Consider the following 25777-nt stretch of genomic DNA (forward strand, 5'->3'; position numbering starts at 1 on the left):
CCGTTGTGGAATCTGGTGAGGTGGGAGCGGGTTGATGGGCATCGGTGAAGAGATCCGCGCACGTCGGCTTGGTGGCGCCCGTATCTCCGCGCAGCGGATCTTCACCGACCGGGTGTCGGAAGCGGAGGCGTTCACCGCCAAGCTCGACGAACTGCGCCAGCTCCGTACGGAGCATCCGGACGTGGCCTTAGACTTCGCCGCCCCCCGCCGCAACGTCCTTGCCTTCTACGGCGACGGGGGAATTGGGAAGACGAGTCTGAGTCGCGAGCTCGAACGCCGATTTCTGGCGGGAAGTGGCCGCCGTCAGGCCGTGCGGATCGACTTCTCGGAGCCGACCGCCCGTGATCCCGAGCTCTATGTCCTGCACCTGCGGTCCGGACTCGCATCCCTGAAGACCTTCCCCGCGTTCGACACCGGGCTGGCGCTGTACTGGGCGCGGCAGAACCCGGGGGTTCCACTCGCCGACTTCGTTGCGCACCAATCGTCCCTGGGCACGACTGCCCAGCGGCAGCGCTTCGCCCGCGAGCTGTCGGAGTTCACCCAGAGCGTCATCGACGGGGCGGGTCTGGTCGTCGGCGGCGCCAGCCGGGCCGCCCGGTTCGCCTGGCGGCAGGTCCAGAACTCGCGGGTCGTGCGGGACCTGCGGAAGAACTGTCCGTTCTTCGAAGCCTGCGCCACCGAGGAGGACACCGAGCAGCTGCGCCTGCACCTGCCGCTCCTGCTGGCCTGGGACCTCATGCGGCTGCAGGCCAACCGTGACACCGACATCGCGATCTTCCTCGACACGTTCGAACACGTGCCGAACCAGCGCCGGTCGGCCCGGCTCGCCGACCTGGAAGACAGCATCGTCCGCAGCGCCTTCTTCCTCCCGACCACGATGTTCGTCGTCACCTCCCGCCGTCGGCTCGACTGGGCCTCCGACACCCGGGCGCCGTCGTTGGAGTTCAGCGGACCAGCCGTCTGGCCGGGGCTCGCGGACGGTCCGGCTTCGGATCAGCACCGTGTCGGGATGCTCTCTGCCGAGGACAGCGGGGACTATCTCGAGCACTGCCTGTGCGACGACGCCGGCGAGCCGGTCATCCCCGAGGGCCTGCGCGGTGAGGTCGCCCGGCTGTCCGAGGGGATGCCGCTCTACCTCGATGTCGCCTGCAACCACTACATGTCGCTGCTCAGTCGGGGCGAGACCCCGGCGGTCAGCGACTTCGCCGGCGGGCTGCCGCAGGTCGTGATGCGACTCATGGAGGACCTCGACGACCCCCAGAGCGATCTGCTACGCGCCGCCGCGTTGCTGCGGGTCTTCGACCGGCACACTTTGCGTGTTGCGGTGCCCGCGCTCCGCTCCTCCGCAGTCGAACAGTTCCTTGACCGTAGCTTCGTCCTGCACCGCGAGGATGACGTCTTCTCGATCCACGAGCTGCTGCAGACGTCGGTCCGGCTCCAGGATTCCTTCACCGCCAACCCCTGGTCCGCCGAGGAATGGGCCGAGGTCGCAGCCCGGCTGGTCGCTCACTGGTCGGCGCTGTTCGACGACCCCGACTCCGCGCTGTGGCAGGACCGCCGCACGCAGGCCCTGGCCTTCTGGCAACTTGCCGGGCTCCACAGCACCCTTGGCACCGACATCCCCCAGCTGGCCTACATCATCATGCAGGTCCAGCTGCGTGGCGTCTGGGCCACCATCGACGCCGGCCGCGACCAGCCCGAGGCGCTACTCACCGAACACGGCCGCAGCCTGCTCACCCTGCTCGACGGGATGATGGAACGCCAGATCGGCGACCTGCAGCGCACCATCGACCTGCTCACGCCCTTCGCCGCAGCGACGCCGCCCCCGATCGAGGACAACCTGCGCCGCCTGGCCCTGTACTACCTGGGCGAGACCTACGACCTGCGCGGCGGCGGTGACGCCGCGGCGACCTTCCAGGCCATCGCCACCGGACACGACGACCGGCTCGCCCACGAAGCCCTCATCGCCCTGGCCCACTCGCGGTCACGCGACGGTGACAACGTCGCCGCGCTGGCCCTGGCCCGACGCTTCGACCCCGACATCCGCGACGGCGAACTGCACTACCGACTCCACGAGCTGCTGGGGCACATCTGGTGGTGCGGCGGCCAGTTCGATCGGGCAGCCCACCACTTCGCCCTCACCCGGCAGACCGCCGAAGCACAGGACTCACCGCTACTCCTCGCCCTGGCCCGCCGCCACCTGGCCCTGACCCAGTGCTGGAGCAACCCCACGCTGGTCCTCGCGGAGATCGACGAGGTCGAGCAGCTTAACCGTGACCTTGGCCTGCCTCCCGGCGTCGCCCAGTGCCAGATGTCCCGGGCAACGGCCCTCGTCGGCCAGGCGTCGCTGGCGACCATCGACGAGCTCCTCGACGCCGCAGCCGCCACCTTCACGGCCGACGGCTACCTCGACGATGCCATCGGTCCGGTCGCCATCGGGGTCTTCGCCGCCGCGACCCACGGCGATCTTGAACTCGCCAACGCACGAAAGGCCGCGCTGTTCCAACAGGCGGAAGGTCGCCGCGTGCGCCACTGGCTGGCCGCCGCCGACATTTGGACCCTCAGCACCGACCCCCAGGGCCACGTCACCTGGCCGGATGGCACATCCGCCAGCGTCGCCGCTTGGACCGCACCGCTGCTTGCCCGGCGAGCCTGAGGCCGCCGGCTACTGCGTGCGGTGGCGTTCAGTTGCGGCACTGCCATACAGGTGGTGCAGCCAGTTGTAGTGGAACAGCCCACCATCCACCCGAATGTCCGTCCCGGTCACATACCCGGCCTGCTCCGAACACAGCCAGGCGATGACCTTGGCGACATCGTCCGGCTCGCCCACCCGGCCCAGGGCGACCAGCGCCGCGCTGCGGGCCCGATGAGCCTCCGCGTCCTCAGCCGGGCCGTGCCCGGTATCGATCGCCCCGGGCGACACCGAGTTCACCCGGATCCCCGCCGGACCAAGCTCCACCGCCAGCTCCTGCACCAACATCGCCAGCGCGGCCTTGCTCATTGAGTAGTCCGGACACATCCGCACCCGCGAGGTATGGAGCGACAGGTTGAAGACGATCGCCCCGCGGACCTGCCGGGCCAGCATGTGATCCACCACGGTCCGGGTCACCGCCCAGGATCCGACGATGTTCGTGTGCAGCACCCGGGCGGCATCCGCCACCGGCAGCTCCAGGAACGACCGACCGTCCATGACGCCCACGTTGTTCACCAGCGCCTCGATGCGGAGATCATCATCGAGCCCCGCGAGGACGTCCGACTCGACCTCGGCGATGTCATGCTCCAGCAGCACCGAACCGGCAGGCAGCTCCGCCTTTTCCAAGGCACCGCGGTCCCGGTCGACCGCCACAATCCGGTAGCCGGCGGCGGCGAGCGTCTGCGCGGCCGCCAAGCCGATCCCATGACCCGCACCGGTCACCACCGCCGCCGGCCCCGCTGAAGCTTCGTCGATAGACACAGCCGCTGATCATACGAACAGGGCCCGCCTACCCAGTGTGTCGGCCTCGTTGGGGGCTTCGGTGCCGTAGCGAACTCTGGCCGTCCCTGGGCAGGGAGGCGCACCTCTACCTGGACTCAGCCAGCCGCCCTACGGATTGCCGTGATTCGAGGTGTTCGACCGTTGCCGAAGATTGTCAACTTCCGCTTCAAGCTCAGCGAGCCGCCGCTCCAGCTGCGCCCGGGTCGGCCGCTTCGGCGCCGGCGGCACAGCCGGTTCCTGCGGCTTCGGTGGCTCGGCCAGCAGGCCGAGCGGCTCGAAGGCGACGATGTCCGACGGATCCTTGCCGCACTCCGGGCACTTCATCGAAGACGCCCCAGCAAATGTTGGTCGCGCGCTCTCAGCATGGCGCCGGGTCTCGACGATGTGCCCGCAGTACAGCCGCACCCGCCACCGCATGAGCTCGTGGTCGGGCGTGTGCCAGCGAGCGATCATGGCCATGGCGCGGCGGGCGACCTCGTCCCGATGCGCTTTCAGCACCGGATCGGCAGCTTCCTCCGCCTTCTTCTTAGCTATGTCGCGCTCGACCCACCGCTGAGTATCTTCGCTTATCCGTTGTTCCCGATGATCCTTCCGTGTCAGCTGGTATTCCTCCAGCGGGACCCCATGGCTCTCGTACGTCACGTCGCGCACGCAGGGGACGGTAGCCGTATCTCGGGTGAAGATCGGCGATTCGGCGAAGGCCAACGTGGTCCACCAGTGACACGGATCGGGCAGCTCCGGTCAGTAATACCCTTCCGGCCCATACGGACTCCACCTGCCGAGGAACGGCTTCAGCTCATCCGCCTTCGGCTCCGGATCCACTGGCATTGCCAGCCTGGTTCCAAGCGGGTCGATCCGCGCCACGTGCTCAGTGGCCCAGCTCAGCCACTCGGCAGCGGTCTCCGCCTCGGCACCGTCCATCGAGGCGATCCGTTCTTCCATCGCCACGATGTACTCCCGGAGCTGCCCTGCGTGACGCCAGGCCACCATCTGCTGTTCCAGCACCTTCGCCCGATGCGCCTCGCGATGATCGACCTTGGCCTTGGCCATGGCGGCCTCCCACTGCCGCCGGCGCTCGCGGGCTGCCTCCTCGGCCGCCAGCCAGGCCTCTTCAGCAGCAGCTGCCCGCAGCTCAATCTCCTGCAGGATCCGCGCCAGGCAATCTTCGAGCGGCCCCTTCCGGTCTGACCATTCGGACTGCCAGTGCTCGAAGCGGCCTCGGACATGGACAGTGAGTCGTTCAGTCGGCGTCTCGTCGTACTTCGGCGGCCGCTCCCAGTAGTGTTTCTCCTGCCGTGCGAGCTCGGCGGCCGTTGGAACGTGCTTCGCCCGGTCGATCTCCTGCCGGATGGCAACACCCACAGAGTGGCGGCCAACGGTGATCGTGATGTCGGGATCTGGCTCTTTCCGCCGTCGCCGACGGTACGTCTGTGAGTCGGTCGCGATCCGTGTCCGATAGCCGCGCTTGGCCGCTTCGGCCGCCAGCGCCTGGACCAACCGCAGGGCCCGCTGCCGGGCCGGTCCCTTGATGTCCTTGATGACGTCGTCATCGCGGAGCGCCACTACCACCGGATGTGGCTTGTGCAGTGTGGCCGGCACGGGGATCGGCTCCAACACAGCCGTCCGCCAGGCCGGAAGATCTTCGAGCCGGATCTCCCACATGTACCACGACGAGCCAACCCGCTGGTACACCAGCTGTTTGCCTACGGGGGCCTTGTGCCAGCGGTTCACCATTTTGACCCGGGCTCCGTAGTCAACGTTTTCCGCTCGGGTGTCGACTGTCAACACGCCGCCAGCCGTGATGACCGCTGCCACCAGCTGATCAGTCACCGGCGGGTTCGGTGGCTTGCTCACGGTCGGCTTGGCCTTGGGTTTGGGAGCTGGCGTTGCCACCGGCAGTTCGGGTCGGCGCGGAGCCGGAGCGGGCACCGCGCCAGGCGGGGGGAAGCCGCCATGCTCCAGGTAGTAGTGCCCGCTGTCGGTGACGGTCGCCCGCCAGACCCCGCCCTTCTTCGACACCGTGACGAGCCCACGCCAGTCCATCGCGACTGCGCTCGTCTTGTAGGTGTGGTCCTTCATGGCGCCGTCGGGACAACCGTCACCGATCCAGCGCAGGACTTCAAGCTGTCGGGCGTTGAGCGGGGCGCGGAGGTCGACCATGGCAACAGTTGTAGCCGATCGCATCGTTCCTGGCAGACCTACTCTTCGATGTATAGATACCGTGTGGACAGGACGACCATAAGGGACACCCCGAGACCACTTGCCTCACTATGGGCGGCGTTGGAAGTGTCGGGGAATGGGTCGAGGGAAACCGCTGACCGATCGGCAGCTGCTCTTACTGCGACGGATCCGCGGTGGCGATGACCTGAGCGGGCCAGACGAGGTCGGCCAGCGGATTTCAGCACGAAGCCTGCAGAGCCGCGGCCTTGTCGATGTCAGCCGACGAGGTGGCACCTGGCGCGCGGTGATCACCGACGCCGGTACCTTTTACTTTGAACACGGCCGTCATCCCGACCGCCCTGTCCATGATCCCCCTGCGGACCCTTCCGCGCGGCGTCGGCGGCGCGCCAGCCCGCCGTCTGTCCAGCCGTCGCCGGCCGTTCCGCCCCAAGGGGGCGGAGCAGAGCAGGCCAGAGAGCTCATCGCGCAACTGCAACGTGAAGGCGGAACCCTCCGGGTCGACGAGCCCGACGACGACACCCGGGCGCGGTACCGGCGGACGATCGACGCCGCCAAACGCCACCGGCTGGTCCCGGATGGCTTCCACCTCAGGCACACCGGCCGCGACCGCGGCGACCTCATCATCCGGCTGTCCGACGACAGCCAGCCTGACGACGAGGACTGGAACCGGATCCGGCTCAACACCCGGGCGCCCCGCCACACCCGCCTGGCCAGTCCCGACCCGGCACAGGTCGTTGCTGCGCTGGAGCAGGACCCTGCGGCGTTGGATGTCACCGCGGCGTCCCTCGGCCGTGCCCTCGCCCTGATCCGGCTCCTGGCGGACGAAGCACGCACCCGAGGCCACCGCGTCGACGTGAACCGGAAGACTGCCCGCCCCAAGCCGTACCTGCAGATCGGGTCAGTCCGCCGATACGTCTCGCTCCACGAGGAGTACGACGACGTTCCCATGACGCTCACCGAAGGAGAACGCGAGCTGCTGCGCAAACACCCCGAGTGGCACCTGCCAGCGACCGGCAAGATCGCATCCGGCCGCCTCCGCCTGCGGATCGCCCGCACCGGCCGGGGTAACCATGACGGCTGGGCTGACAGCGGCGCCACCCGGATCGAGGAACGTATCCCAGAGATCTTCGACGACGTCGAGGCGGGCGTCACAGCCGACGAGCAGGACCGCCGCACCGAGAGGCGGCGGTACGGGGAATACCTCGACCAAGTGGTACGCGAGGAGGAGGCAGAACGCCAGCAGTGGCAGGCAGCCCTGGACAGGGCACGGCCAAAGGCCCTCGAAGCAGTCCGCAGACGGACCTTCCGCGCCGCCTACGACGCCTGGATCGCTGCCACCGAGATCCGTGCCTTCGCCGACGCCCTCGACCAGGCAGCCCACCACGACATCGATCAGGCCCGCGCCAGCAAGCGCGCCCGCTGCATCAGCTGGGCTCGTGCCGCCGCCGACCAGCTCGATCCGACTACCCGGGCCGACTTCGCCTTCGACGCCGAACCCACGCCCGATGATCTGCGGCCCTACCTCGACGGCTGGAGTCCGCACGAGCCCGAGCAGGAAGCCCACTGGGAGCGCGATGTCGAGCGCCTTGCTGCCCTGCGCCGCCAGGTCGACACCTGGTACCTCGGCATGGGCTGAAATGAGGCTCGTACGGACGCGATCTGCCGGGGAACGGTCGCAGCGGATCCTGGTCGGGCGCGCATTCGGAGCAGCTTGGCGCCATCGCGTGAGCCGCGTGATCACACCATGCGTGGCGTCCAAATGTTGTCCGGGATGCCCACTAGAGTCGAGCTTGGTAGCCACTGGCGTGACCGCCGATCGTGGGCTCCCGTGGAACGTGTCAATGATCGAGAGGACCGCTGGATGGCGATGGAGTACGCGTGCTGGGGCTGTCATGGCGCCTGGGACGGGCGGAAGCATCGCTCGATGCGGTCACAGAGAGTCCAATGGCTGCCCCTGACTGAGATGGCGCCGACTGGCTGGTCACGGAGTGTGTCGACGGGGGTGGCGTTGTAGTGGCGCTGAAGAAGTCAGACCTGTACAGCTCGCTCTGGCGGAGCTGCGACGAGCTGCGCGGCGGCATGGATGCCAGCCAGTACAAGGACTACATCCTGACGCTGCTGTTCGTGAAGTACGTGACGGACAAGGCCAAGTCCGACCGGACCTCCTTGATCGACGTCCCCGCGGGCGGCTCCTTCGATGACATGGTCGCACTCAAGGGTGACAAGGAGATCGGCGACAAGATCAACAAGATCATCAGCAGGCTCGCCGAGGCCAACGAGCTGGAGAAGGTCATCGACCTGGCCGACTTCAACGACGAGGAGAAGCTCGGCAAGGGCAAGGAGATGCAGGATCGCCTCTCCAAGCTGGTGACGATCTTCGCTGATCTGGACTTCCGGGGTAGCCGCGCTGAAGGCGACGACCTGCTCGGCGACGCCTACGAGTACCTGATGCGGCACTTCGCTACCGAGTCGGGCAAGTCGAAGGGCCAGTTCTACACCCCGGCCGAGGTCTCGCGCGTGCTCGCCAAGGTCGTCGGCATCGGACCGGGCACCCGACAGGACCACACAGTCTACGACCCCACATGCGGGTCGGGCTCGTTGCTCCTCAAGGTAGCAGACGAGGCGCCGCGAGGTCTCACGATCTACGGCCAGGAGAAAGACAACGCCACCTGGGCGCTAGCCCAGATGAACATGATCCTCCACGGCTACGAAGACCGCGATATACGCAAGGGTGACACGATCACCAGCCCACAGTTCACCGCGGGAAGCCAGCTACGAACCTTCGATTTCGCCGTCGCCAATCCGCCATTCTCGATCAAGTCGTGGAACAATGGCCTGGAAAACGACTATGGCCGCTTCGACTTTGGCAGACCACCGGAGAAGTGCGGTGACTACGCCTTCCTGCTACACATCCTCAAATCCCTCAAGAGCAACGGCAAGGCGGCGGTCATCCTGCCGCATGGCGTCCTTTTCCGTGGCAACGCCTCTCGCGGTGACGCCGAGGCGAAGATTCGCAAGGAGTTGTTGCGTCGCGGCTACATCAAGGGCATCATCGGCCTGCCCACCAACCTCTTCTACGGCACCGGTATCCCCGCCTGCGTCATCGTCCTCGACAAGGAGAACGCCCAGGCACGCACCGGTGTCTTCATGATCGACGCCTCCAAGGGGTTCATCAAGGACGGCAACAAGAACCGCCTTCGCAGCCAGGACATCCACAAGATCGTCGACGTCTTCAACAGGCAGATCGAGATCGAGCGCTACTCGCGCATGGTGCCGCTCCACGAGATCGCCGATCCGAAACACGACTACAATCTCAACATTCCGCGCTACGTCGATTCCGCCGAGCCGGAGGACATCCAGGACCTTCACGCTCACCTGCACGGCGGGATCCCGGACCGCGACTTGGACGCGCTCAACGGGTACTGGGAGGCGTTCCCAAGCCTTCGTGCCACGCTCTTCGCACCAAACCGCCCCGGCTACAGCGACCTCGCGGTCGGCGTGACCGAGGTGCAGCAGACCATCCTGGACTCCAACGAGTTCCAGAAGTTCGCCACCGACGTACGCGGCCAGGTGGACGATTGGTTCGCCGCCCACCGGCCCATCCTGCAAGCGCTCGATGCCAACACCGTCCCCAAAGAGCTGATCGCTCGCATCAGCGACGATCTTCTGGCCCGATTCAAGGACACCCCCCTGCTCGACGAGTACGACGTCTACGAGCAGCTCATGACCTACTGGCACGGCGTCATGCACGACGATGTGTTCCTTATCATGAACGACGGATGGCTCGACGCGGCGAAGCCTCGGAAGACCATCGAGGACAAGGAGCGCAAGCTCTCCGAAACTCCCGACCTTGCTGTTGGTTCGGGACGTAGCGCCACTAAGTACAAGATGGACCTCATCCCGCCGGCGCTCGTTGTCGCCCGCTACTTTGCGGACGAGCAGGCCGAAGTCGACACGCTGAACGCGGCGGCTGAGGAAGCCAGCCGCGCCGTCGAAGAGTACATCGAGGAGCACGCCGTTGAAGACGGCCTGCTGGCCGAGGCGATGGACGACTGCAAGATCTCCAAGGCTCTTGCTGCGACGCGGCTCAAGGTGGCTCGGCACGAAGGCACCGACCCAGAGGAGATCAAGGCTCTCCAACATCTGATCAAGCTGTACAACGACGAAGCCGTCGCTAAGAAGGCCGCCAAGGAAGCCCAGGCCGCACTCGACCTGGCGACCCTCCGGAAGTACGGCGGCCTCATGTTGCCCGAGATCAAGCAACTTGTACTCGACGACAAGTGGCACGCGACGATGGCGGATCGCGTTGTAAGTGTGGCCAACTCGCTCACGCTCACTCTGGTCGGCCGGATCCAGCAACTCGGCGAACGCTACGTAGAGACAGTCGAATCCCTGGGGGCTGAACTAGAGACGCTCCAAGCCAAGGTCGCCGCCCACCTGGATGACATGGGGGTGCTGCGATGACAGGCACCGCTCCTGCTGACTGGACAGTGCTCCCGCTTGCGCGATTGGCGCACATAGAGCGGGGGAGGTTCAGCGCACGGCCACGGAACGATCCGAAGTACTATGGCGGAAGATACCCCTTCATTCAGACGGGCGACGTTAGAAATAGCCGCGGTAAGATCGAGTCGTACTCTCAAACCTTGAATGAAGAAGGTCTCAAGGTAAGCAAACTCTTTCCTGCTGGAACTCTCTTCCTTACAATTGCCGCGAACATCGGCGACCTCGGTGTGTCTCAATTCGCGTGTTCATGCCCAGACAGCCTAGTCGCAGTTCGACCGAATAATGGCACGCACCAAGGCTGGCTGCTATACGCTCTCAGTGCGCAGAAGCAAACTCTCGAGTCAATAGCAACTCATAATGCGCAGGCCAATCTCAATCTTGCGAAGCTGAATCCTTTTCCGCTACTTGTTCCTCCGTATAGGAATCAATCGGCTATTGCTGAAGCGCTTGGAGACGTTGACGAGCTAATCGCTGCGCTTGAACGGATGGTCACCAAGAAAGAGGCGATCAAGCAGGGCGTTATGCAGCAGCTCCTGACCGGGAAGACCCGCCTCCATGGCTTCACCGATCGGTGGTCTCAACGGCGGATCGGCGACTTTGCTGAAGTGCGGGCTGGTGGTACGCCAGCGACGGCGGTCGACCGCTACTGGGGCGGAGACGTGCCTTGGATGAGTTCGGGGGAGATTCATCAGAAACAGATATGGGGCGTTCGAGGACGGATCACGAAGGTCGGGCTTCAAGAGTCCAGTGCACATCTGTTGCCCCCGCAGACGGTGCTGATGGCGCTCGCGGGGCAAGGGAAGACCCGCGGAACCGTGGCAATCTCTCGAATCCAGCTCGCAACCAATCAGTCAGTCGCTGGCATCTATCCCAGTTCGGAACACGATTCTGACTATCTGTACTTCAACCTCGACTCCCGATATGCTGAGCTGCGAGGCGAGTCAGCTGGCGACGGCGGCCGTGGCGGTCTCAATCTCACGATCATCAAACGTCTTGTAGTGCCGTTTCCGTCATTGGAAGAGCAGCATGCAATTGCGAATGTTCTGCTCGACGTTGAAGAGGAGCTCCGGGTCTTAGCTGTACGGCTGGTTAAGGCGCACACGGTCAAACACGGGATGATGCAGCAGCTCCTGACTGGCCGTACCCGCCTTCCGGTCAAGGAGAGCGCGGCATGAGTAACGTCGGTCAGCCCGAGCGCAAGGCTCAAGACCGCGTCATAGAGCTGTTCCGGGCCTCGCTGGGTTACGAGTACCTCGGGAACTGGGAGTATCGCGCAGATAACTCTAACGTCGAGGTTGCGCTGCTCACGCAGAACCTCCGTGCCCGCGGCTACAACGACAGCCTGATCAACAAGGCGGTCGACAAGCTGAAGAGCGAGGCTTCGCTCGGCGGCGGCCGCGACCTCTACGAGGCGAACCGCGACGTCTACAGCCTGCTGCGCTACGGAGTGAAAGTCAAGCCTGGTGTAGGTGAGCAGACGGAGACGGTGTGGCTTATCGACTGGGCGCACCCGGAGGCCAATTACTTCGCCTTGGCCGAGGAAGTAACGGTGCTGGGTCAGCACACGAAGCGGCCAGACATCGTGCTGTACGTCAATGGTATCGCCCTCGGAACAATCGAGCTCAAGCGCTCGAAGGTCGCCGTTTCCGAAGGTATCCGGCAGAGCATCGGCAACCAGCGGCCAGAGTTCGTCCGATCCTTCTTCACGACGGTGCAGCTGGTGATGGCCGGCAACGACGTGGAAGGACTGCGCTACAGCGTTATCGACACGCCGGAGAAGTACTGGCTGGGGTGGCGCGAGCCGTCTGACATCGCCGATCCTCTCGACCGTTCCTTAACGCAGCTCTGCTCGAAGGAGCGCCTGCTTGAGGTGGTTCACGACTTCATGGTCTTTGACACAGGCCAGAAGAAGACGTGCCGGCACAACCAGTACTTCGGTGTCAAGGCGACTCAAGAGCGGATCGCCAAGCGTGAGGGCGGCATCATCTGGCACACGCAGGGGTCTGGCAAGTCGCTGACGATGGTGTGGCTGGCCAAGTGGATCCGCGAGCACCAGCCGGATGCCCGTGTGTTGCTCATCACTGACCGCACCGAGTTGGATGATCAGATCGAGAAGGTCTTCCGCGGGGTCAACGAATCAATTTACCGCACGAAGAGCGGTACTGATCTCCTTGCGACGCTGAACGCGAGCGAGGAGTGGCTGCTCTGTTCGCTGGTTCACAAGTTCCGCGGCTCGGAGGACGAGGCTGCTCGTGACCAGGCCGAGAGCGAGTTCATCCGCGAGCTGAACGCGACTGTCCCGAAGGATTTCCACGCCAAGGGCAATATCTTTGTTTTTGTCGATGAGGCCCACCGCACCCAGTCGGGCAAGATGCACGATGCCATGAAGGCGCTCCTGCCCGGCGCGATGTTCATCGGCTTCACCGGCACACCCCTGCTCAAGGCTGACAAGGCCACCACCATCGAGCGGTTCGGCAGCTTCATCCACACCTATAGGTTTGACGAGGGCGTGGCCGACGGTGTCGTGCTCGACCTGCGCTACGAAGCGCGGAATATCGATCAAGAGCTGGCTTCGCCGGAGAAGGTCGACAAGTGGTTCCAGGCCAAGACCAGGGGTATGACGGACCTCTCCCGCGCTGAGCTCAAGAAGCGCTGGGGCACTATGCAGAAGGTCGTCAGCTCGGAGCCGCGCGCTCGGCAGATCGTCAACGACATCTTGCTTGACATGGAGATCAAGCCCCGCCTGTCGGATGGCCGCGGTAACGCGATACTGGTCAGTTCGAGTATCTACCAGGCGTGCAAGTTCTACGAGCTTTTCACCCAGGCCGGGTTCAGGGGAAAGTGTGCCATTGTCACGTCCTACGTGCCGCAGGCAGGCGACATCGCTAAAGAGGATTCCGGCCACGGCGCCACCGAGCGACTGCGCCAATATGAGATTTACCGGCAGATGCTGGCGGACCACTTCAACGAGTCTGCTGACAAGGCGATGCTCAAGGTCGAGCAGTTCGAGAAGGACGTCAAGGACCGCTTCGTCAACGATCCCGGTCAGATGCGACTACTCATCGTTGTTGACAAGCTCCTGACCGGCTTTGACGCCCCGAGCGCGACGTACCTGTACATCGACAAGAAGATGCAGGATCATGGCCTGTTCCAGGCGATCTGCCGGGTCAACCGCCTCGATGGCGAGGACAAGGACTATGGCTACATCGTCGACTACCGTGATCTGTTCAACTCTCTTGAGTCCGCGATCACCGACTACACCGGTGGCGCCTTGGAGGGCTACGAGAAGAAGGACATCGAGGGCCTGCTGTCCGACCGGATTGAGAAGGCTCGGGAAGACCTCGACGAGGCATTGGAGAAGATCCGGGCATTATGTGAGCCAGTCGAACCGCCGAAGAACACGCTGGAGTACCAGCAGTATTTCTGCGCCCGCGAGCAGGGGAACGCCGAGCAGCTCAAAGCCAACGAGCCGAAGCGTGTCGAGCTCTATAAGGCTGTGGCGGCCGTGACCCGCGCGTACGGCAACCTCGCCAACGAAATGAACGCCGCTGGCTACAGTGATGCCGAAGCCGTAGCGATTAAGGATGAGATCGCCCACTACGCCAACGTGCGCGCCGAGGTCAAGCTGGGCGCCGGCGAGGATGTCGACTTCAAACAGTATGAGGCCGGCATGCGCCACCTGCTCGACACTTACATCAGCGCCAAGCCCTCCGAGGTAGTCTCCGACTTCCAGGATGCCGGGCTGATCCAGCTGATCGTTCAGATGGGCGCTGGCGCGATCGACAAGCTTCCCAAGGGGATCAAAAAGGACCCCGAAGCGGTGGCGGAGACGATCACCAACAACATGCGCAAGCTGATCATCGACGAGCGTGCGATGAACCCCAAGTACTACGACAAGATGTCTGAGTTGCTTGACGCCATTCTCGAAGAGCGGCGCCAAGGGGCTCTGGACTACAAGGCGTACCTCGCGAAGCTGCTGGAGCACGCGACCAAGATCGGCAAGGGTGAATCGGACACAGAGTATCCGGAGTGGGCCAACAACGGTGCTCGCCAGGCCCTGATCGACTTCTTTGATCAATCGCTAAAGTTGGCTGCCGCGGTAGACACCACTATCCTCCGCACCAAGCCGGACTCGTGGGTGGGCAACCCGATCAAGGAGAAGAAGGTCAAGCGTGCGCTCGCGCGGGCACTGCCTGACGAGTTCGACCGGCTCGATGAACTGTTCGAACTGGTAAAGGTGCGTCATGAGTACCGCTAGTGCCTACCTGACCATCCGCGGTATCGATGTCGATGTCATCTACAAGGATATCAAGAATCTGCACATTGGCGTCTATCCACCACTTGGGCGCGTTCGAGTTGCTGCGCCGCACCGGCTCGATGACGATCGCGTCCGATTGGCCGTAATCCAGCGGCTGCCGTGGATCAAGGAGCGGCGCGATCAGCTTCGCTCGGCTACACGCCAGTCCACACGAGAGATGGTCACCGGCGAATCGCACTACGTGTGGGGCGTCCGCCGTCGAATGAAGGTTATCGAACGTCCGGGACGGGCTCACTTCGAGGTGGACGGCGAACGGCTGCTACTGTACGTCTCGGCCGATACCACGGCCGAACAGCGACGCGAGCTGCTCGATCGTTGGTATCGCGAGCAACTGCGACAAAAGATCCCCCACCTGATTGCCAAGTGGGAACCGAAACTGGAGGTGTCGGTTCCGCAGTGGACAGTCAGGCGAATGAAGACCAAGTGGGGATCATGTAGCCGCGAGACTGGGCATATTTGGTTCAACGTCGAGCTCGCAAAGAAACATCCGGATTGCCTGGAGTACATTGTCGTCCATGAGATGGCGCACTACCTCGAGCGCAACCACGGCGAGCGCTTCACCAAGCTTATGGATAAGTGCATGCCGGCCTGGCGGAGCCTTCGCGACCAGCTGAACAATGCGCCCCTTGCGCAGGAGCAGTGGACATGACTGCGCTGAGGACAAGCTCAGTCTGGCGCGCGCTTTCTTTTTGTCGGGCCCTCACCGCTCAACCTCCCTCAGGAGGGAGCGGAGAGGGCCTTCCAGTTGGTCTGCGGCCTACCTCATCGTCATCACCCGCACCTCCGCAATCTCCGGCTCCCGCTGCGCCAGCCGCACCGCCGCCACGTACGCCACATGCACGTCGTCGTAGCGGCCGGGCTTCGTCAACCACAGCTCAGAGCCGGCGATCTGCTTCTGCACGCGGAAGCTGGCAGCCTCGAGCCACAGCCGGACGTACTGCGCCGGGACCGTACGGTCCCGGCCTTTGCTGTCCAGCGGCCCGATCATGAAGGCGTCCCCGACCACGAAGTCCTGGTCGCGGAAGTCGCTGTTGTGTACCGCCGCCAGCGCGGTCGCCCGGTGGTTCACCGGCAGCCCCAGCAGCTTGCCCTCTTCGTTGATGTACATCGACGCTTCGGGCCTGAAGAGCCCGATGGCCTGGATGGACCCGCCGACGAGTGCCTGGTAGGCAGGCAGATCCGCCGAACCGATCCGCTCCTGCCGGAGCGGCTGCTCGATGGCTGCCGGGATGACGATGGCCGTGATCTCCGCCATGGAAGATCGACCAACCCTTCGGACCGATGCAGCTGGTGCCTGGCGCGGCGGTCCGTTCCGTGCCAGGCAGCCCGGCCCGGCGGAAAGGCCGGGCTGCCTGGCACCGACACGCGGTGCATGAACGTCGTGGGTGTTGCCCCGGCAGGAACGGGTGGCCGTGAAGGCCACCTCGTCCCTGCCGGGTGTGGAGTGGAAGCCGCTTGCGCGGTCAACCGCCGTGCGGTCTACGCGGTGGGCTCTCCACCCCGGGCGCGACGCCCGTTCCTGGCCGGCTCGGAGCCGTCCGCTGGGTCAGGGTTCTCCTGTCCCAGCAAAGCTTGGATGGCGCTGCGCCGTGCGGCAGCTTCGGCTTCCGCCTCGGCCACTGCAGCCGCCGCCCGCTCGGCAAAGTCGGGCTGGGAACGCCGGGTCTGGACGTACAGTTCGACGGACTGCAGCAACGCTGCGCCCATCGACAGTCCATCCAGCCCCGACACCAGCTCCAACTGCGCGTGCAGATCGGGTGGCAGCTTGACCGCGAGGGTCTTGTGCCCTCCGGCCTTGGTGGGTTCGGTCATCCCGAACCACCTCCTCGGTGCGGTGCGGCCGGTCATCCCCAGGGCAGGGGATGACGACATACGGCCGCAGGTCACCGACGAGGTCGCCGGGCGTTAGGGCGAGTGGCCGGAAAACCGGCCCGAACGTCGCTCCCGCTCGCGCTGGAGCCGAGCTTCAGCCAACGCGGCGTAGTCCTCGTTCAGTTCAATTCCGACCCAGTCCCGCCCGTGTCGTTCTGCGGCTACGGCCACCGTCCCCGCGCCCATGAATGGATCAAGCACGAGCCCGGGTCTGTGGCCTGAGGGGCAGGAGCAACCGGGATGCAGGTCGCCGAGCGCGGCGAGGTGCCCCCGTCTGGTGACTGACTTCCGACGCCACGCTGTGCCGCACGCGGTGCACACCCGTTCCGGTGTGCTGGCCAGCAAGGGCCGCTCGATCAGCGACACCGGGAAGCTGGCGAAGTGCGAGCCCCGGTAGCCGGCCGTGGCCAGCCGCCAGACGTCGCCAGGATTCTTGCCGAGTGGGTGTCCGGCGATGCCGCTGACTTTCAGAGTGCTGAGTCCAGTGTTGCGCTGCGTGCGCTTGGTCTGGCGAATGGTGGCGACCGCCGATTCTGGTGGGTAGACCCGACCAGCGGCTCGGGCCTGCGCCGCAGCTTGGCTGCTGGTGTGCGGGGTGCGGATGGCGTCCAGATCAAAGAAGTAGCGCCGGCTGCGGGTGAGGAGATAGATCACCTCGTGTGTGGTGCTCAGGGGGTCCACGACGCTGGTGGGCATGGGGTTCGTCTTGGCCCAAATGACCTTGTTTCGGATGGTCCAGCCGTCACTCGCGAGCGCCAAGGCCAACCGCTCCGGCCCAAGTAACAGGCTCTTCATCGGAGCGCCCTCCCGACGATGCCGGGCGTAGCCGTCTCCCAGGTTCAGCCATACGCTGCCGCCAGGTTTGAGCACCTGGGCGACCGAGGTCATGACCTTAAGCAGCGAAGTCGTCCATCCATCAACGTCGTCTTCGAGTCCAAGCTGGCCGGGTGCGCCATAGTCGCGCAGGCCGTAGTACGGCGGACTGGTGATGACGCAGTCGATCGAGGCGGGCGGTAGTTCGGCTAGTCGGGCGCGTACATCGCCGATGAGGATGATGTTGCGCCGGGGCCCTGCCCGGCGAACACCGATCACGCGCTTCTCCCATGCCGCCCGTTGGGCTGGTCGCGCAGATCAGGCTCATCCGGCTCGTCGTCACTTTCGGTAGCGTTAACTACTTTGAGTAGCCAGCGGAGGTCGTTGAGGAGTCCAAGATTTTCGGAGTAGTGGCGCAGAAGCTCCACGAGCCGGCCCGTCGTGCTCGCTGACTTTTGGTCAGCTTCGCGGCGGGCCACGATCCTGCCGACGCCACGAACCGGCTTGGTCTGGCTGAGCCTGTCGACCCCGCGCCGCGCCGCTTTCATGCCCGGGACATCCGGGTACTCGGCACTGAACGTCTCACCCGTGCGCTGACCGATGCGATCAGCGATCCGCGGCTGCGAGCCCTCCTCAACCGGCTCGGGCACCGACCCGACGGCCCGCTTGGTCATCTCCCCGGCGCGATCGACCAGGCCGTCGACAGCGTAGAAGCTGCTCGGGCCGCCTGGTGGCAGGGCTCATGCCGAGGTCACGCCGTATGGGCCGGCGAACGGACCGAAAGACGAGTAGCGTATCTCATCGGATACGCTTCATGTCGTGATGGAGGGGATCGTGATGGAGGGGGAGTGGCGGATTCGCTGGCGGGCCGGCTGATCGAATCGGCGCGTCTGGAGGCGGGCCTGTCCGGGGCCGAGCTCGCGCGGCGGGCGCACACGTCGCGGCCGACGTTGGCGGCCTATGAGCACGGGGTGAAGTCACCGACGTTGGAGACCGCGACGCGCCTGCTGGCGGCGGCGGGCTTCCGGCTGGACGCCGTGCCGGTGCCCTCGTTCGAGGTCGTGGTGGACGGGCGGGGACGACCGTTCACCGTGCCGGATCGGCTGCCCCGGCTCCCGATCCGGCAGGCGTTGGCACGGGTACGCCTGCCGGTCCATCTGAACTGGTCCGACCCCGATCGGACCTACGACCTTACCGACCGCCGACAGCGTCACCGGTTGTACGAGATCGTCCTGCGCGAGGGAACGGCGGAGGACATCCTCGCCTACGTCGACGGGGCACTGCTCGTCGACGCCTGGCCGGAGCTTGTCCTTCCCGCCCCGATCCGGCGCGCCTGGGAACGGACCGCCCTCAGGTGATCACGCCGCTGCAGCGGGCGGTTGCGCGGATCTTCTTCGGGCTTCCTGAAAGCGTGGGCTTCGCGGTCGCGGGCGGCGCCGCGCTCATCGCACGTGATCTCGTCGACCGCGAGACCCGCGACGTCGACCTGTTCACCGCCCTCCCGCCCACGGCATCGATCCCCGACACGGCAGCGGCGTTCGAACGCGCGGCGGCTTCGCAGGGCTGGGCCACCCGGCGGGTCCAGCTCACGGACAGCTTCGCCAGACTTGTCGTCGAAGCAGACAGCGAGGCGCTGATCGTGGATCTCGGCGTCGACAGCCCGCCGGACGAACCACCCACCCTCACCGAACTCGGGCCGACACTCAGCGCCCATGACCTGGCGGCCCGCAAGACCCTCGCCCTGTTCGGCCGTGCCGAGGCACGCGATTTCACCGATGTGCACGACCTGGCGAACGTCTTCACCAAGGAGGAACTCGTCCACCTCGCCCAAACCCAGGACGGCGGCTTCGACCTGCAGGTGTTCGCCGACATGATCGGAACCATCAGCCGGTTCACCGACGACGACCTGGGACTGCCCCGCCCGGCCGCCGACCGGCTACGCCACTTCTTCCACACCTGGCGTCAGGAAATCACCGGCGGATGAGCGACGACCGGCCTGCCCCATTCGGATCGCTGCCATGAGCCCACGCCGGACAAGATCGTCGCCCGCGATTCCCTCCCACCACAGGCGAGTGACTCACGTGGCAAGATTCCCACCGGCTCTGCGGAACGTGTGTTCGAGGTCGGCCACGGTGTGATCATTCCGATCCTGGTCCGGCATCGTCCCTGGTCGGCTGCCGCGTCCCGACCGGGCGGACGGTGATTTCAGGACCTTCGACCAAGATCGGGCGGTTCTTCTGCTGCCACGTTGGGTCCATCCCTCATCTGTCGGGCATCAGGTAGGCCACGCCGGCCGCCTCGACCCGCTCGATGTCCACCGGCCGCACCGGGCAGCCGGTGAACCGCTCGACGGCCACCAGGCATTTCGCGACCTTGTGCCGGTGGTCGGTGAGGTCCATGCCGGCCAGGTACGGCAGCACGGCCGGGGCGAGCTCGGCCACCCGGTCGAGCCAGGGTTCGAAGGAGGCGACGATCTCGCCGTGCTCCGCGAGCGACAGCGGGGTGACCGCGTTGACGTTCCAGAACATGCTGGCCGCCCGGCCCCGCCGGGACAGCGCCCGCAGCACCTGCGCCTGGGTGCCCTGGAAGCCGTTGTCCTCGACCGCCAGCACGGCACCCTCCACTGCCAGGACGGCCACCCAGAACCGGCCGGCCCGCCATGTCTCGCGCATCTCGGTCATGGACACCGGCGCGGCGGGGTCGGCGCCGAACGCGCGGAGCACCTGCGCGACGTCGGCCCCGGGGACGACGGTGAGGGTGGCTGCCTCCCCGATCGGGCTGTGGCGCACCCAGCGGTAGGCGGCCTCCGGCCGGGCCGCGGGCGGCGGCTCGCCGCGTAGCCGGTGCCCCAGCCGGTCGGACCGCCTGTGCACGACCTCCGGCGCGGCCGGGGCCGCCCACACGACGAGCAGGTAGCCCTCGCCGCCGCGCAGGTCGCCTTCGTATTCTTCGCCCTCGTCCCGGTCGCGGGCGTGCACACGCAGGCGGTACGCACCCGGCCACGGCGGGGTCTCTCCTTCCAGGGCGGGGATCGCCAGGCCTGCCCCGAAGACGGAGGCGGACCCGGCCGTTGCCGTCCAGCTGACCTCCACCACCTCGTCCCATCCGTCGAGCTCGACCTCGTCCGGGGGGCCCTGGAGAATCGCCAGGCGGACATGCGCCGAGCCGGCCGCTGTCCCGGTGCGGATCAGGGCGCCGCCGGGCACGGTCTCGACCAGTCCGTTCGCGGCGAACGACGTGGGCGCCGCTGCTTCCAGCGCCGGAGAGCCGGACTCGGCGAGGGCGAAGCAGTGGCCGGCCACGCTGACCCGCCCGGCGGAACCGCGCGGAAGCCGGTACTCCGCCCGGCGACGGGCCAGCGCCGCGGCCGCGTACGCGGCCGGCATCGGCACCTCGGCGAGAACATGGGCGGCGGCGCCGAGCGCCAGACCGACGACCGCGGGTGGCCGGGCCGGCACCGCCGGCAGCCCGAGCTCACGCAGCACCGCGATGGAGACCGCCACCGCAAGGGCGAGGCGCACCGCGCCATGCCGCGCCGCGATCACCTCCTCGGCCGCTACCGTCTCTCCCTCCGCCACGACCTCTTTGGGCACGGTCTCCACTACGAGCAGCGGGGCGACCAGCGGGTGGGAGCTCAGCGCCCGCACCAGGTCGCAGGTGAGTGTGCTCGCGCCCCAGCGGACCTGGTCAAGCGTGATCACGGCGGCTTCCGGCTCGCAGCCACCACTGGCCATGGCGAACGCGACCACCTGGCTACCGGCAGGCGTCGGGACGCTGGCCGCCAGCCCGGTCGGGACCCCGCCCAGCTCGAACGCGCCGAGTGTCAGCTCAAGTGCGCCGAGCAGGCGTTCGGCCAGCAGCGGGCCGAGTCCGCGCAGCGTGCGCAGCACGGGCGACTCGGCCTCGCCGGCAGGGGAGGGCGGCACGAAGAACGGCTGCGGTGCGGGCCGTGGGCCCGGCCTCGGCGATGGAGGTGGGACCGGCCCGGGCCCGGACAGGCCCAGGATCGTCACCGGCGCCGCGTGCGGTGACCGGGGCTGATCGAACACGGCCCGCCCCTGGTAGCTGACTCGGGTGGAGCGCCCTCGTGGGTTCGGGCCCTGACCGGCCGGGCCTGGAACGTGTGACCCCCCGGGCACGCCGAGCCGGCCGAGCCGGGCCGCCGGGTCTGCTGGGATGACGCCCGCCAGCGCCGGCACCACCTTGGCCACGGCGTTCGCGAGCGCATCCAGGGCCGCCGCCGGGAGCATCGTCGTGCCGTCCGCGGTTCCTGTCCGGTGTTCCACAGTCCGCCTCCTGCCTCACGGGTCTGGTGAGGATGTGAATCCTTGGCTGGTGGTTCCTGTACGGGCCGGTTGAAACCCGCGCTCGGATGCTTGCACGAGGGTCCGACAGGAATCAGCCACGCCGGCACGACCGCCGCCGGGGGCAGGCGGTTGGCGCCGACACACTCCGGGAGGATCGTTCCGGCGGGGTTAGGTGCTCGTGCTGACATACCTGGAATGAAAACGTCCAAAGGATTTTTGGCCGGTGGTGCGATGTATTTCGGTAAAGCGCGCGCCGGTGAATGGCCATCACCGGTCCGGTGATTGTTCTCGCTGGTCGTCGTGGGTGGCACCAGGATCGAGTGAGCCGTCCGCGGGCCCGGGCCGGCGTCAGACGGCCGTTCCGGGCCGGTAAGGGCCCCGCGTGCGTTCCGGTCAGCGGGCGCTGTTCCCACTGTCACGATGAACGGGTGGATGAGCTTGAGGACGCGTGGTTCGCGTTGAGGACGGGCATCAAGATCGGAGTGAGCCTGCCGCACCTCGCGGCGGACGCGCTGGCGGCCGGGTTCGACAGCCCCGCGCTGCGTGAGCTGGCCGCCTCGGCGTCCGTGACGATCTCGAAGCGCGCCGCCTGCTGCCCGTCGCGCTCACCGAGCTGGGCCACAGCCTCGAGCCGCAGACAGATGCGTGGGGTGAGCTGTTTCCCTGGGAGGAGTCGCGCGCCCGGTTCGAGCCCGATCTCGTGGCTCGGACCGAGCAGGCCCTGACGATCGTGCAGCGGGACCTGGACGGGACCGAGGCCGGCCTGGGCCGCCTGACGCTCCACTGGTCGGGCGGATACGGCGAGGACGGTGAGCCGCAGCTCCTCGTCGGCTTCGGCGGCGAGCCCCACCGCGGCGGGGGCAACCCCGCGGAGTGCCTGGACGGTGCCGACCTGCCCCATAGGGTCCTGTCGCTCGCCGAGAACGTCCAGGAGTGCGTGATGGAGATGTTCCAGTTCTACTGGCCGACCTGCGCCCGCCATCGTCGCGGCCTGCACCTGCCGGACTGGGACTGGGACGGCGTCGGATGGCCGGTGTGGCGGTGCCGGGCCGAGGGCGGTCACGCCGTCGCCCCGATCGGAGGACTGCGGAAGGAACCGCCGGTCTCCTGATCCGCGCGGCTGGCCGCGGCACCGCCGGTGGGTCAGCCGGGCATCGGGCGATGGCGGCCGGGGCGCGTCGGCTCGTCGGAGACCTGGAAGACGCCCGGGGCGACCTGCTGGGACGCCGACCGCATCCGGTAGGTCCACTCACCGGGCGGCCAGGCCGTCGCGGTCGACCAGTACACCCGGTCGAGCCGGGCGGAGCTCAGGAGGGCGGTGCCCAGGTCCGCGGCGCGCAGGTCCGCGCCGCGCAGGTCGACCCCGCGCAGGGCCGCCCCGGCCAGGCGGATCCCGCGCAGGTCGGCCGCACGCAGGTCCGCCTGACGCAGGACCGCGTCGGTGGCGTCGGCCGCGCGCAGGTCCGCGCCGCGCATGATGATCCCGTCGGCGTCGGCTCCGCGCAGGTCGGCGCGGGCGAGAAAGGCCTTCCGGAGATCCGCGTTGTGGAGGAAGGCTCCGTGCAGGTCCGTCCCGTGCAGGTCGGCGCCGGTGAGGAAGGCGCCGGCGAGCAGCGCGCCGGCGAGGTCCGCACCGCCGAGCGCGGCCTGACTGAGGTCGGCGTCCCGCAGGTCGGCCCCGCGCAGGCAGGCGTCCCGGAGGTCCGTTCCGCGCAGGTCGGCGCCGCTGAGGTAGGCGCCGTGCAGCCGCGCCCCGCGCAGGATCCGCCCGGTGAGGCACACTCCGGCCAGGTCCGCGCCGGCCAGGTCCGCGCCGGCGGCGTACCCGCCCGTCCGAGGCCTCCCGCGCAGCGCGGCGAGCAGACCACCCAGCGACCCCAGCCGTGCGGGGGCGCTGCCATGGGGCCCGGCACCCGGCGCGGTCTGACCTGGTGCGGCATGACCCGGCGCGGCATGACCCGGCGCGGCATGATCTGCCGCCGCGTGATCCGGAGCTGGGCGGCCCGGCGTGTCGGAACCCGGGGTGCTGAGCGGCCGGGCGTGCAGGTCCCGGCGCTCAGCACCCATCGTGATCACCCATACGTCGCGAAGGTGGGGCGACGGGTAACTCCACCGCGGCAATCATGTTTTCTCCCCGGGAGCCCGGACGCCCGCACGTGGCCTGCGTCATGGGTGGTGACATTAGCCACATGTGGGCGGAGAGGGGAGCGATTGCGGCTGTCGGTGCTCTCCCGGAGCTACTCCTGGTAGTCCAGCTGCTTGGTCGCACCGTTAGGGATGGCCGCCGGGCGTGGGGTCACGGCCACCGTGGGGATCGTGCCGCCGCACCGCAGCACGACGTCCACCACGCGCAGCAGCTCCGCGACGTCGAGCAGCGTGCCGGCCATGTAGCCGCGCTGCGCCCAGATCTGGTGCACCTCCGCGGCGTACTCCCTGTCCCAGCCGGCGATGAACTCGGTCGACGAGTCACCCTCGCCGCCGGCGCAGTCCCCGACGACGATGCGGGTGAAGCCAACGGACGGGTGCTCGCCGCGCATCGAGTCGATGAGCTTGTCGAGCGCGGCCTTGCTCACGTTGTAGGCCGCGAACCCCGGCCAGGGCGGCGTCAGCGACGCGCTCACCGACGACAGGTAGGCCGCCACGCCACCCGAGGCCTTCAGGTGGGGGAGAGCCGCGGCGGTGATCAGCGCCGCGCCGATCACGTTCGTGTCGAACGCCTTGCGCCAGGTGGCGGCGCCGATCGTCTCGAACCGGGAGAGCGGGCCGATGCCGGTGGCGTAGACGATGGCGTCGATCCCGCCCAGACCCGCCGCCGCCTCCTCGATCGCGGCCTCGCAGGACTCCTCGTCGGTCACGTCGCAGGCGATGGCGAGCGTGCCCGACCCGGCCTCCTTGGCCGCCTCGACCAACCGGTGCTGTCTGCGGGCGAGCAGCGCCACCTGGTCGCCGCGCTGGCCCCGGTCGACGCCGATACACCGGCCGAGGCCGCTCGACGCACCGACCACCACAACTCTCATCGCCTGGACTCCAGTTCTGTAGGCCGCGGGCCGCGGCACGCGGGGCCGGTCGGCACCCACGTCGTGGTAGGCGGCCCGATGTCAAGCTGCCGGGCCGCCGACAGGCCTCATAAGTGAACACATACACGGACGAGTGTCGAGTGAATCACGTCACCGCGGCAAGCGGGTCAGTCCCGCAGCAGGCGGCGCAGCCACTGGAGCCGTGCCGCCTTCGCCGCCCGCGAGAGCGCCGCCTGCGGGGCCACCAGGTCGAACCCGTGGAAGCCGCCGGGCCATACGTGCAGCTCAGCCTCGCCCCCGGCCTGCCAGATGCGGCTCGCGTAGGCGACGTCCTCGTCCCGGAACGTCTCGGCCGAGCCGACGTCGACGAAGGTGGGCGGCAGCGCGGAGAGATCCGTGGCGCGGGCCGGGGCCGCGTAGGAGGAGACATCGGGGCCACCCCGGGCCTCGCCGAGCAGAGCCGACCAGCCCATCTCGTTCATCGACCGGTCCCAGACGCCCGCCCCGGCCATCTGCCGGGCGGACGGGGTGTCGTTGCGGTCGTCGAGCATCGGGCACATCAGCAGCTGCCCGTCCAGGGCCGGGCCGCCGCGGTCGCGGGCCAGCAGCGCCGTCGCCGCGGCCAGGCCGCCGCCGGCGCTCTGTCCTGAGATGATGATCCGGGATGGGTCGACGCCCAGGTCGGCTGCGTGCGAGGCCGTCCACACCAGACCCGCGTAGCAGTCCTCGACCGGTGCCGGATGGGGATGCTCGGGCGCGAGGCGGTAGTCCACGGAGACCACAACGAGTCCCAGCTCCTGCGCCCAGTCCAGCGGGTCGTCGAGCCCCAGTCGGTTGTCACCGATGATCATTCCGCCGCCGTGCGCGAAGTACAGGACGGCGCGGGGCGCGGTGGTCGCCGTGGGCCGGCACACGAGCAGTGACACCTCGGGCCCGCCGGGCGGGCCGGGCACCGACACCTCGGTCAGCTCGAACGCCCCGTCGCGGGCCAGCCGCGCGTCCTGGTCCCGGGCCCGGCCGGTGTGCTCACGGGCGGCCAGGACGGCGTCCAGCGTCCGCATCCCCGCCAGCGCCTGCCGCATGATCACCATTGTCGGGCGCACCTCGGCGTCGAAGGGCGGCGGCGGTCCGGCGGCGTCGTCCTGGCGCGGGGTCGATAACGGGGAGTCGACGGTCATCGGCGGTCCTCCTGCGTCGGTGCGGAGCCGTGAGCGGGCGTTATGAGACGCCCGCCAAGCATCGTCCCCGCTTGTCATCCGGCGGGCGACCGGTCGGGCCGGAGACCACGGGC

General features: G+C 67.3%; 21 protein-coding genes. 10 read left to right on the forward strand and 11 right to left on the reverse strand.

What is annotated here, in order from left to right:
• Positions 1-34 precede the first annotated feature (34 nt).
• On the forward strand, positions 35-2656 hold the full coding sequence (locus AC559T_RS21650) for a tetratricopeptide repeat protein (RefSeq protein ID WP_498869896.1): 2622 nt from the start codon (positions 35-37) through the stop codon (positions 2654-2656).
• Between the two features lie 9 nt (positions 2657-2665).
• Here AC559T_RS21650 and AC559T_RS21655 read toward each other — a convergent pair whose 3' ends face one another.
• The 3 genes from AC559T_RS21655 to AC559T_RS21665 form a co-directional block, all read right to left on the reverse strand.
• Complete coding sequence (locus AC559T_RS21655) at positions 2666-3454, reverse strand: SDR family NAD(P)-dependent oxidoreductase (protein ID WP_498869897.1); 789 nt, start codon at positions 3452-3454, stop codon at positions 2666-2668.
• 129 nt (positions 3455-3583) lie between these two features.
• Positions 3584-4126, reverse strand: coding sequence for a hypothetical protein (locus tag AC559T_RS21660; protein ID WP_498869898.1), 543 nt, complete (start codon positions 4124-4126; stop codon positions 3584-3586).
• Between the two features lie 90 nt (positions 4127-4216).
• Positions 4217-5635, reverse strand: coding sequence for a hypothetical protein (locus AC559T_RS21665; protein ID WP_498869899.1), 1419 nt, complete (start codon positions 5633-5635; stop codon positions 4217-4219).
• A gap of 304 nt (positions 5636-5939) precedes the next feature.
• Here AC559T_RS21665 and AC559T_RS21670 point away from each other — a divergent pair, with 304 nt between their 5' ends.
• The 5 genes from AC559T_RS21670 to AC559T_RS21690 all read left to right on the forward strand — a co-directional run bounded on the left by AC559T_RS21670 (position 5940) and on the right by AC559T_RS21690 (position 15126).
• Entirely contained in the window at positions 5940-7292 is a 1353-nt protein-coding gene (locus tag AC559T_RS21670) for a hypothetical protein (RefSeq protein WP_498869900.1), read from the forward strand.
• A 377-nt stretch (positions 7293-7669) separates the two neighbouring features.
• Positions 7670-10120 (forward strand): type I restriction-modification system subunit M, encoded by a 2451-nt coding sequence (locus AC559T_RS21675; protein WP_498869901.1) that lies wholly within the window; start codon positions 7670-7672, stop codon positions 10118-10120.
• On the forward strand, positions 10117-11334 hold the full coding sequence (locus AC559T_RS21680) for a restriction endonuclease subunit S (RefSeq protein ID WP_498869902.1): 1218 nt from the start codon (positions 10117-10119) through the stop codon (positions 11332-11334). Before AC559T_RS21675 ends, AC559T_RS21680 begins: the two co-directional genes overlap by 4 nt.
• Positions 11331-14417 (forward strand): type I restriction endonuclease subunit R, encoded by a 3087-nt coding sequence (locus AC559T_RS21685; protein ID WP_498869903.1) that lies wholly within the window; start codon positions 11331-11333, stop codon positions 14415-14417. The genes AC559T_RS21680 and AC559T_RS21685 overlap by 4 nt, the downstream gene beginning before the upstream one ends.
• Positions 14404-15126 carry a M48 family metallopeptidase gene (locus tag AC559T_RS21690; RefSeq protein ID WP_498869904.1) on the forward strand — a complete coding sequence of 241 codons (723 nt, stop codon included), beginning with the start codon at positions 14404-14406 and terminating at the stop codon, positions 15124-15126. The genes AC559T_RS21685 and AC559T_RS21690 overlap by 14 nt, the downstream gene beginning before the upstream one ends.
• 108 nt (positions 15127-15234) lie before the next feature.
• On the opposite strand, the gene AC559T_RS21695 is transcribed toward AC559T_RS21690, so the two are convergent.
• The 4 genes from AC559T_RS21695 to AC559T_RS21710 form a co-directional block, all read right to left on the reverse strand.
• Positions 15235-15732 carry a DUF3846 domain-containing protein gene (locus AC559T_RS21695; RefSeq protein WP_498869905.1) on the reverse strand — a complete coding sequence of 166 codons (498 nt, stop codon included), beginning with the start codon at positions 15730-15732 and terminating at the stop codon, positions 15235-15237.
• Between the two features lie 224 nt (positions 15733-15956).
• Complete coding sequence (locus tag AC559T_RS21700; protein WP_498869906.1) at positions 15957-16289, reverse strand: hypothetical protein; 333 nt, start codon at positions 16287-16289, stop codon at positions 15957-15959.
• A 93-nt stretch (positions 16290-16382) separates the two neighbouring features.
• Positions 16383-17441: a DNA-methyltransferase gene (locus AC559T_RS21705; protein ID WP_498869907.1), complete on the reverse strand. Its 1059-nt coding sequence runs from the start codon at positions 17439-17441 to the stop codon at positions 16383-16385.
• Positions 17438-17836, reverse strand: coding sequence for a hypothetical protein (locus AC559T_RS21710; RefSeq protein ID WP_498869908.1), 399 nt, complete (start codon positions 17834-17836; stop codon positions 17438-17440). Before AC559T_RS21710 ends, AC559T_RS21705 begins: the two co-directional genes overlap by 4 nt.
• Positions 17837-18010: 174 nt before the next feature.
• On the opposite strand from AC559T_RS21710, the gene AC559T_RS21715 reads away from it, so the two are divergent.
• Positions 18011-18520 carry a helix-turn-helix transcriptional regulator gene (locus tag AC559T_RS21715; RefSeq protein WP_112107958.1) on the forward strand — a complete coding sequence of 170 codons (510 nt, stop codon included), beginning with the start codon at positions 18011-18013 and terminating at the stop codon, positions 18518-18520.
• On the forward strand, positions 18517-19146 hold the full coding sequence (locus AC559T_RS21720; protein ID WP_160144315.1) for a nucleotidyl transferase AbiEii/AbiGii toxin family protein: 630 nt from the start codon (positions 18517-18519) through the stop codon (positions 19144-19146). The genes AC559T_RS21715 and AC559T_RS21720 overlap by 4 nt, the downstream gene beginning before the upstream one ends.
• Before the next feature lie 277 nt (positions 19147-19423).
• On the opposite strand, the gene AC559T_RS21725 is transcribed toward AC559T_RS21720, so the two are convergent.
• Positions 19424-21448: a DUF6461 domain-containing protein gene (locus AC559T_RS21725; RefSeq protein ID WP_498869909.1), complete on the reverse strand. Its 2025-nt coding sequence runs from the start codon at positions 21446-21448 to the stop codon at positions 19424-19426.
• Between the two features lie 449 nt (positions 21449-21897).
• On the opposite strand from AC559T_RS21725, the gene AC559T_RS21730 reads away from it, so the two are divergent.
• A complete protein-coding gene (locus AC559T_RS21730) occupies positions 21898-22194 on the forward strand; it encodes a hypothetical protein (RefSeq protein WP_498869910.1) in 297 nt (98 codons plus the stop codon).
• Complete coding sequence (locus AC559T_RS21735; protein ID WP_498869911.1) at positions 22170-22580, forward strand: hypothetical protein; 411 nt, start codon at positions 22170-22172, stop codon at positions 22578-22580. Before AC559T_RS21730 ends, AC559T_RS21735 begins: the two co-directional genes overlap by 25 nt.
• A gap of 32 nt (positions 22581-22612) precedes the next feature.
• Here AC559T_RS21735 and AC559T_RS21740 read toward each other — a convergent pair whose 3' ends face one another.
• The 3 genes from AC559T_RS21740 to AC559T_RS21750 form a co-directional block, all read right to left on the reverse strand.
• Positions 22613-23536, reverse strand: coding sequence for a pentapeptide repeat-containing protein (locus tag AC559T_RS21740; RefSeq protein ID WP_498869912.1), 924 nt, complete (start codon positions 23534-23536; stop codon positions 22613-22615).
• Between the two features lie 170 nt (positions 23537-23706).
• Positions 23707-24486, reverse strand: coding sequence for an SDR family oxidoreductase (locus AC559T_RS21745; RefSeq protein WP_498869913.1), 780 nt, complete (start codon positions 24484-24486; stop codon positions 23707-23709).
• 167 nt (positions 24487-24653) lie between these two features.
• Complete coding sequence (locus tag AC559T_RS21750; protein WP_368954812.1) at positions 24654-25664, reverse strand: alpha/beta hydrolase; 1011 nt, start codon at positions 25662-25664, stop codon at positions 24654-24656.
• Positions 25665-25777: the final 113 nt, after the last annotated feature.

It is taken from the genome of Frankia sp. Hr75.2 (assembly GCF_949319125.1).
Classification (GTDB): Bacteria; Actinomycetota; Actinomycetes; order Frankiales; family Frankiaceae; genus Parafrankia; species Parafrankia soli.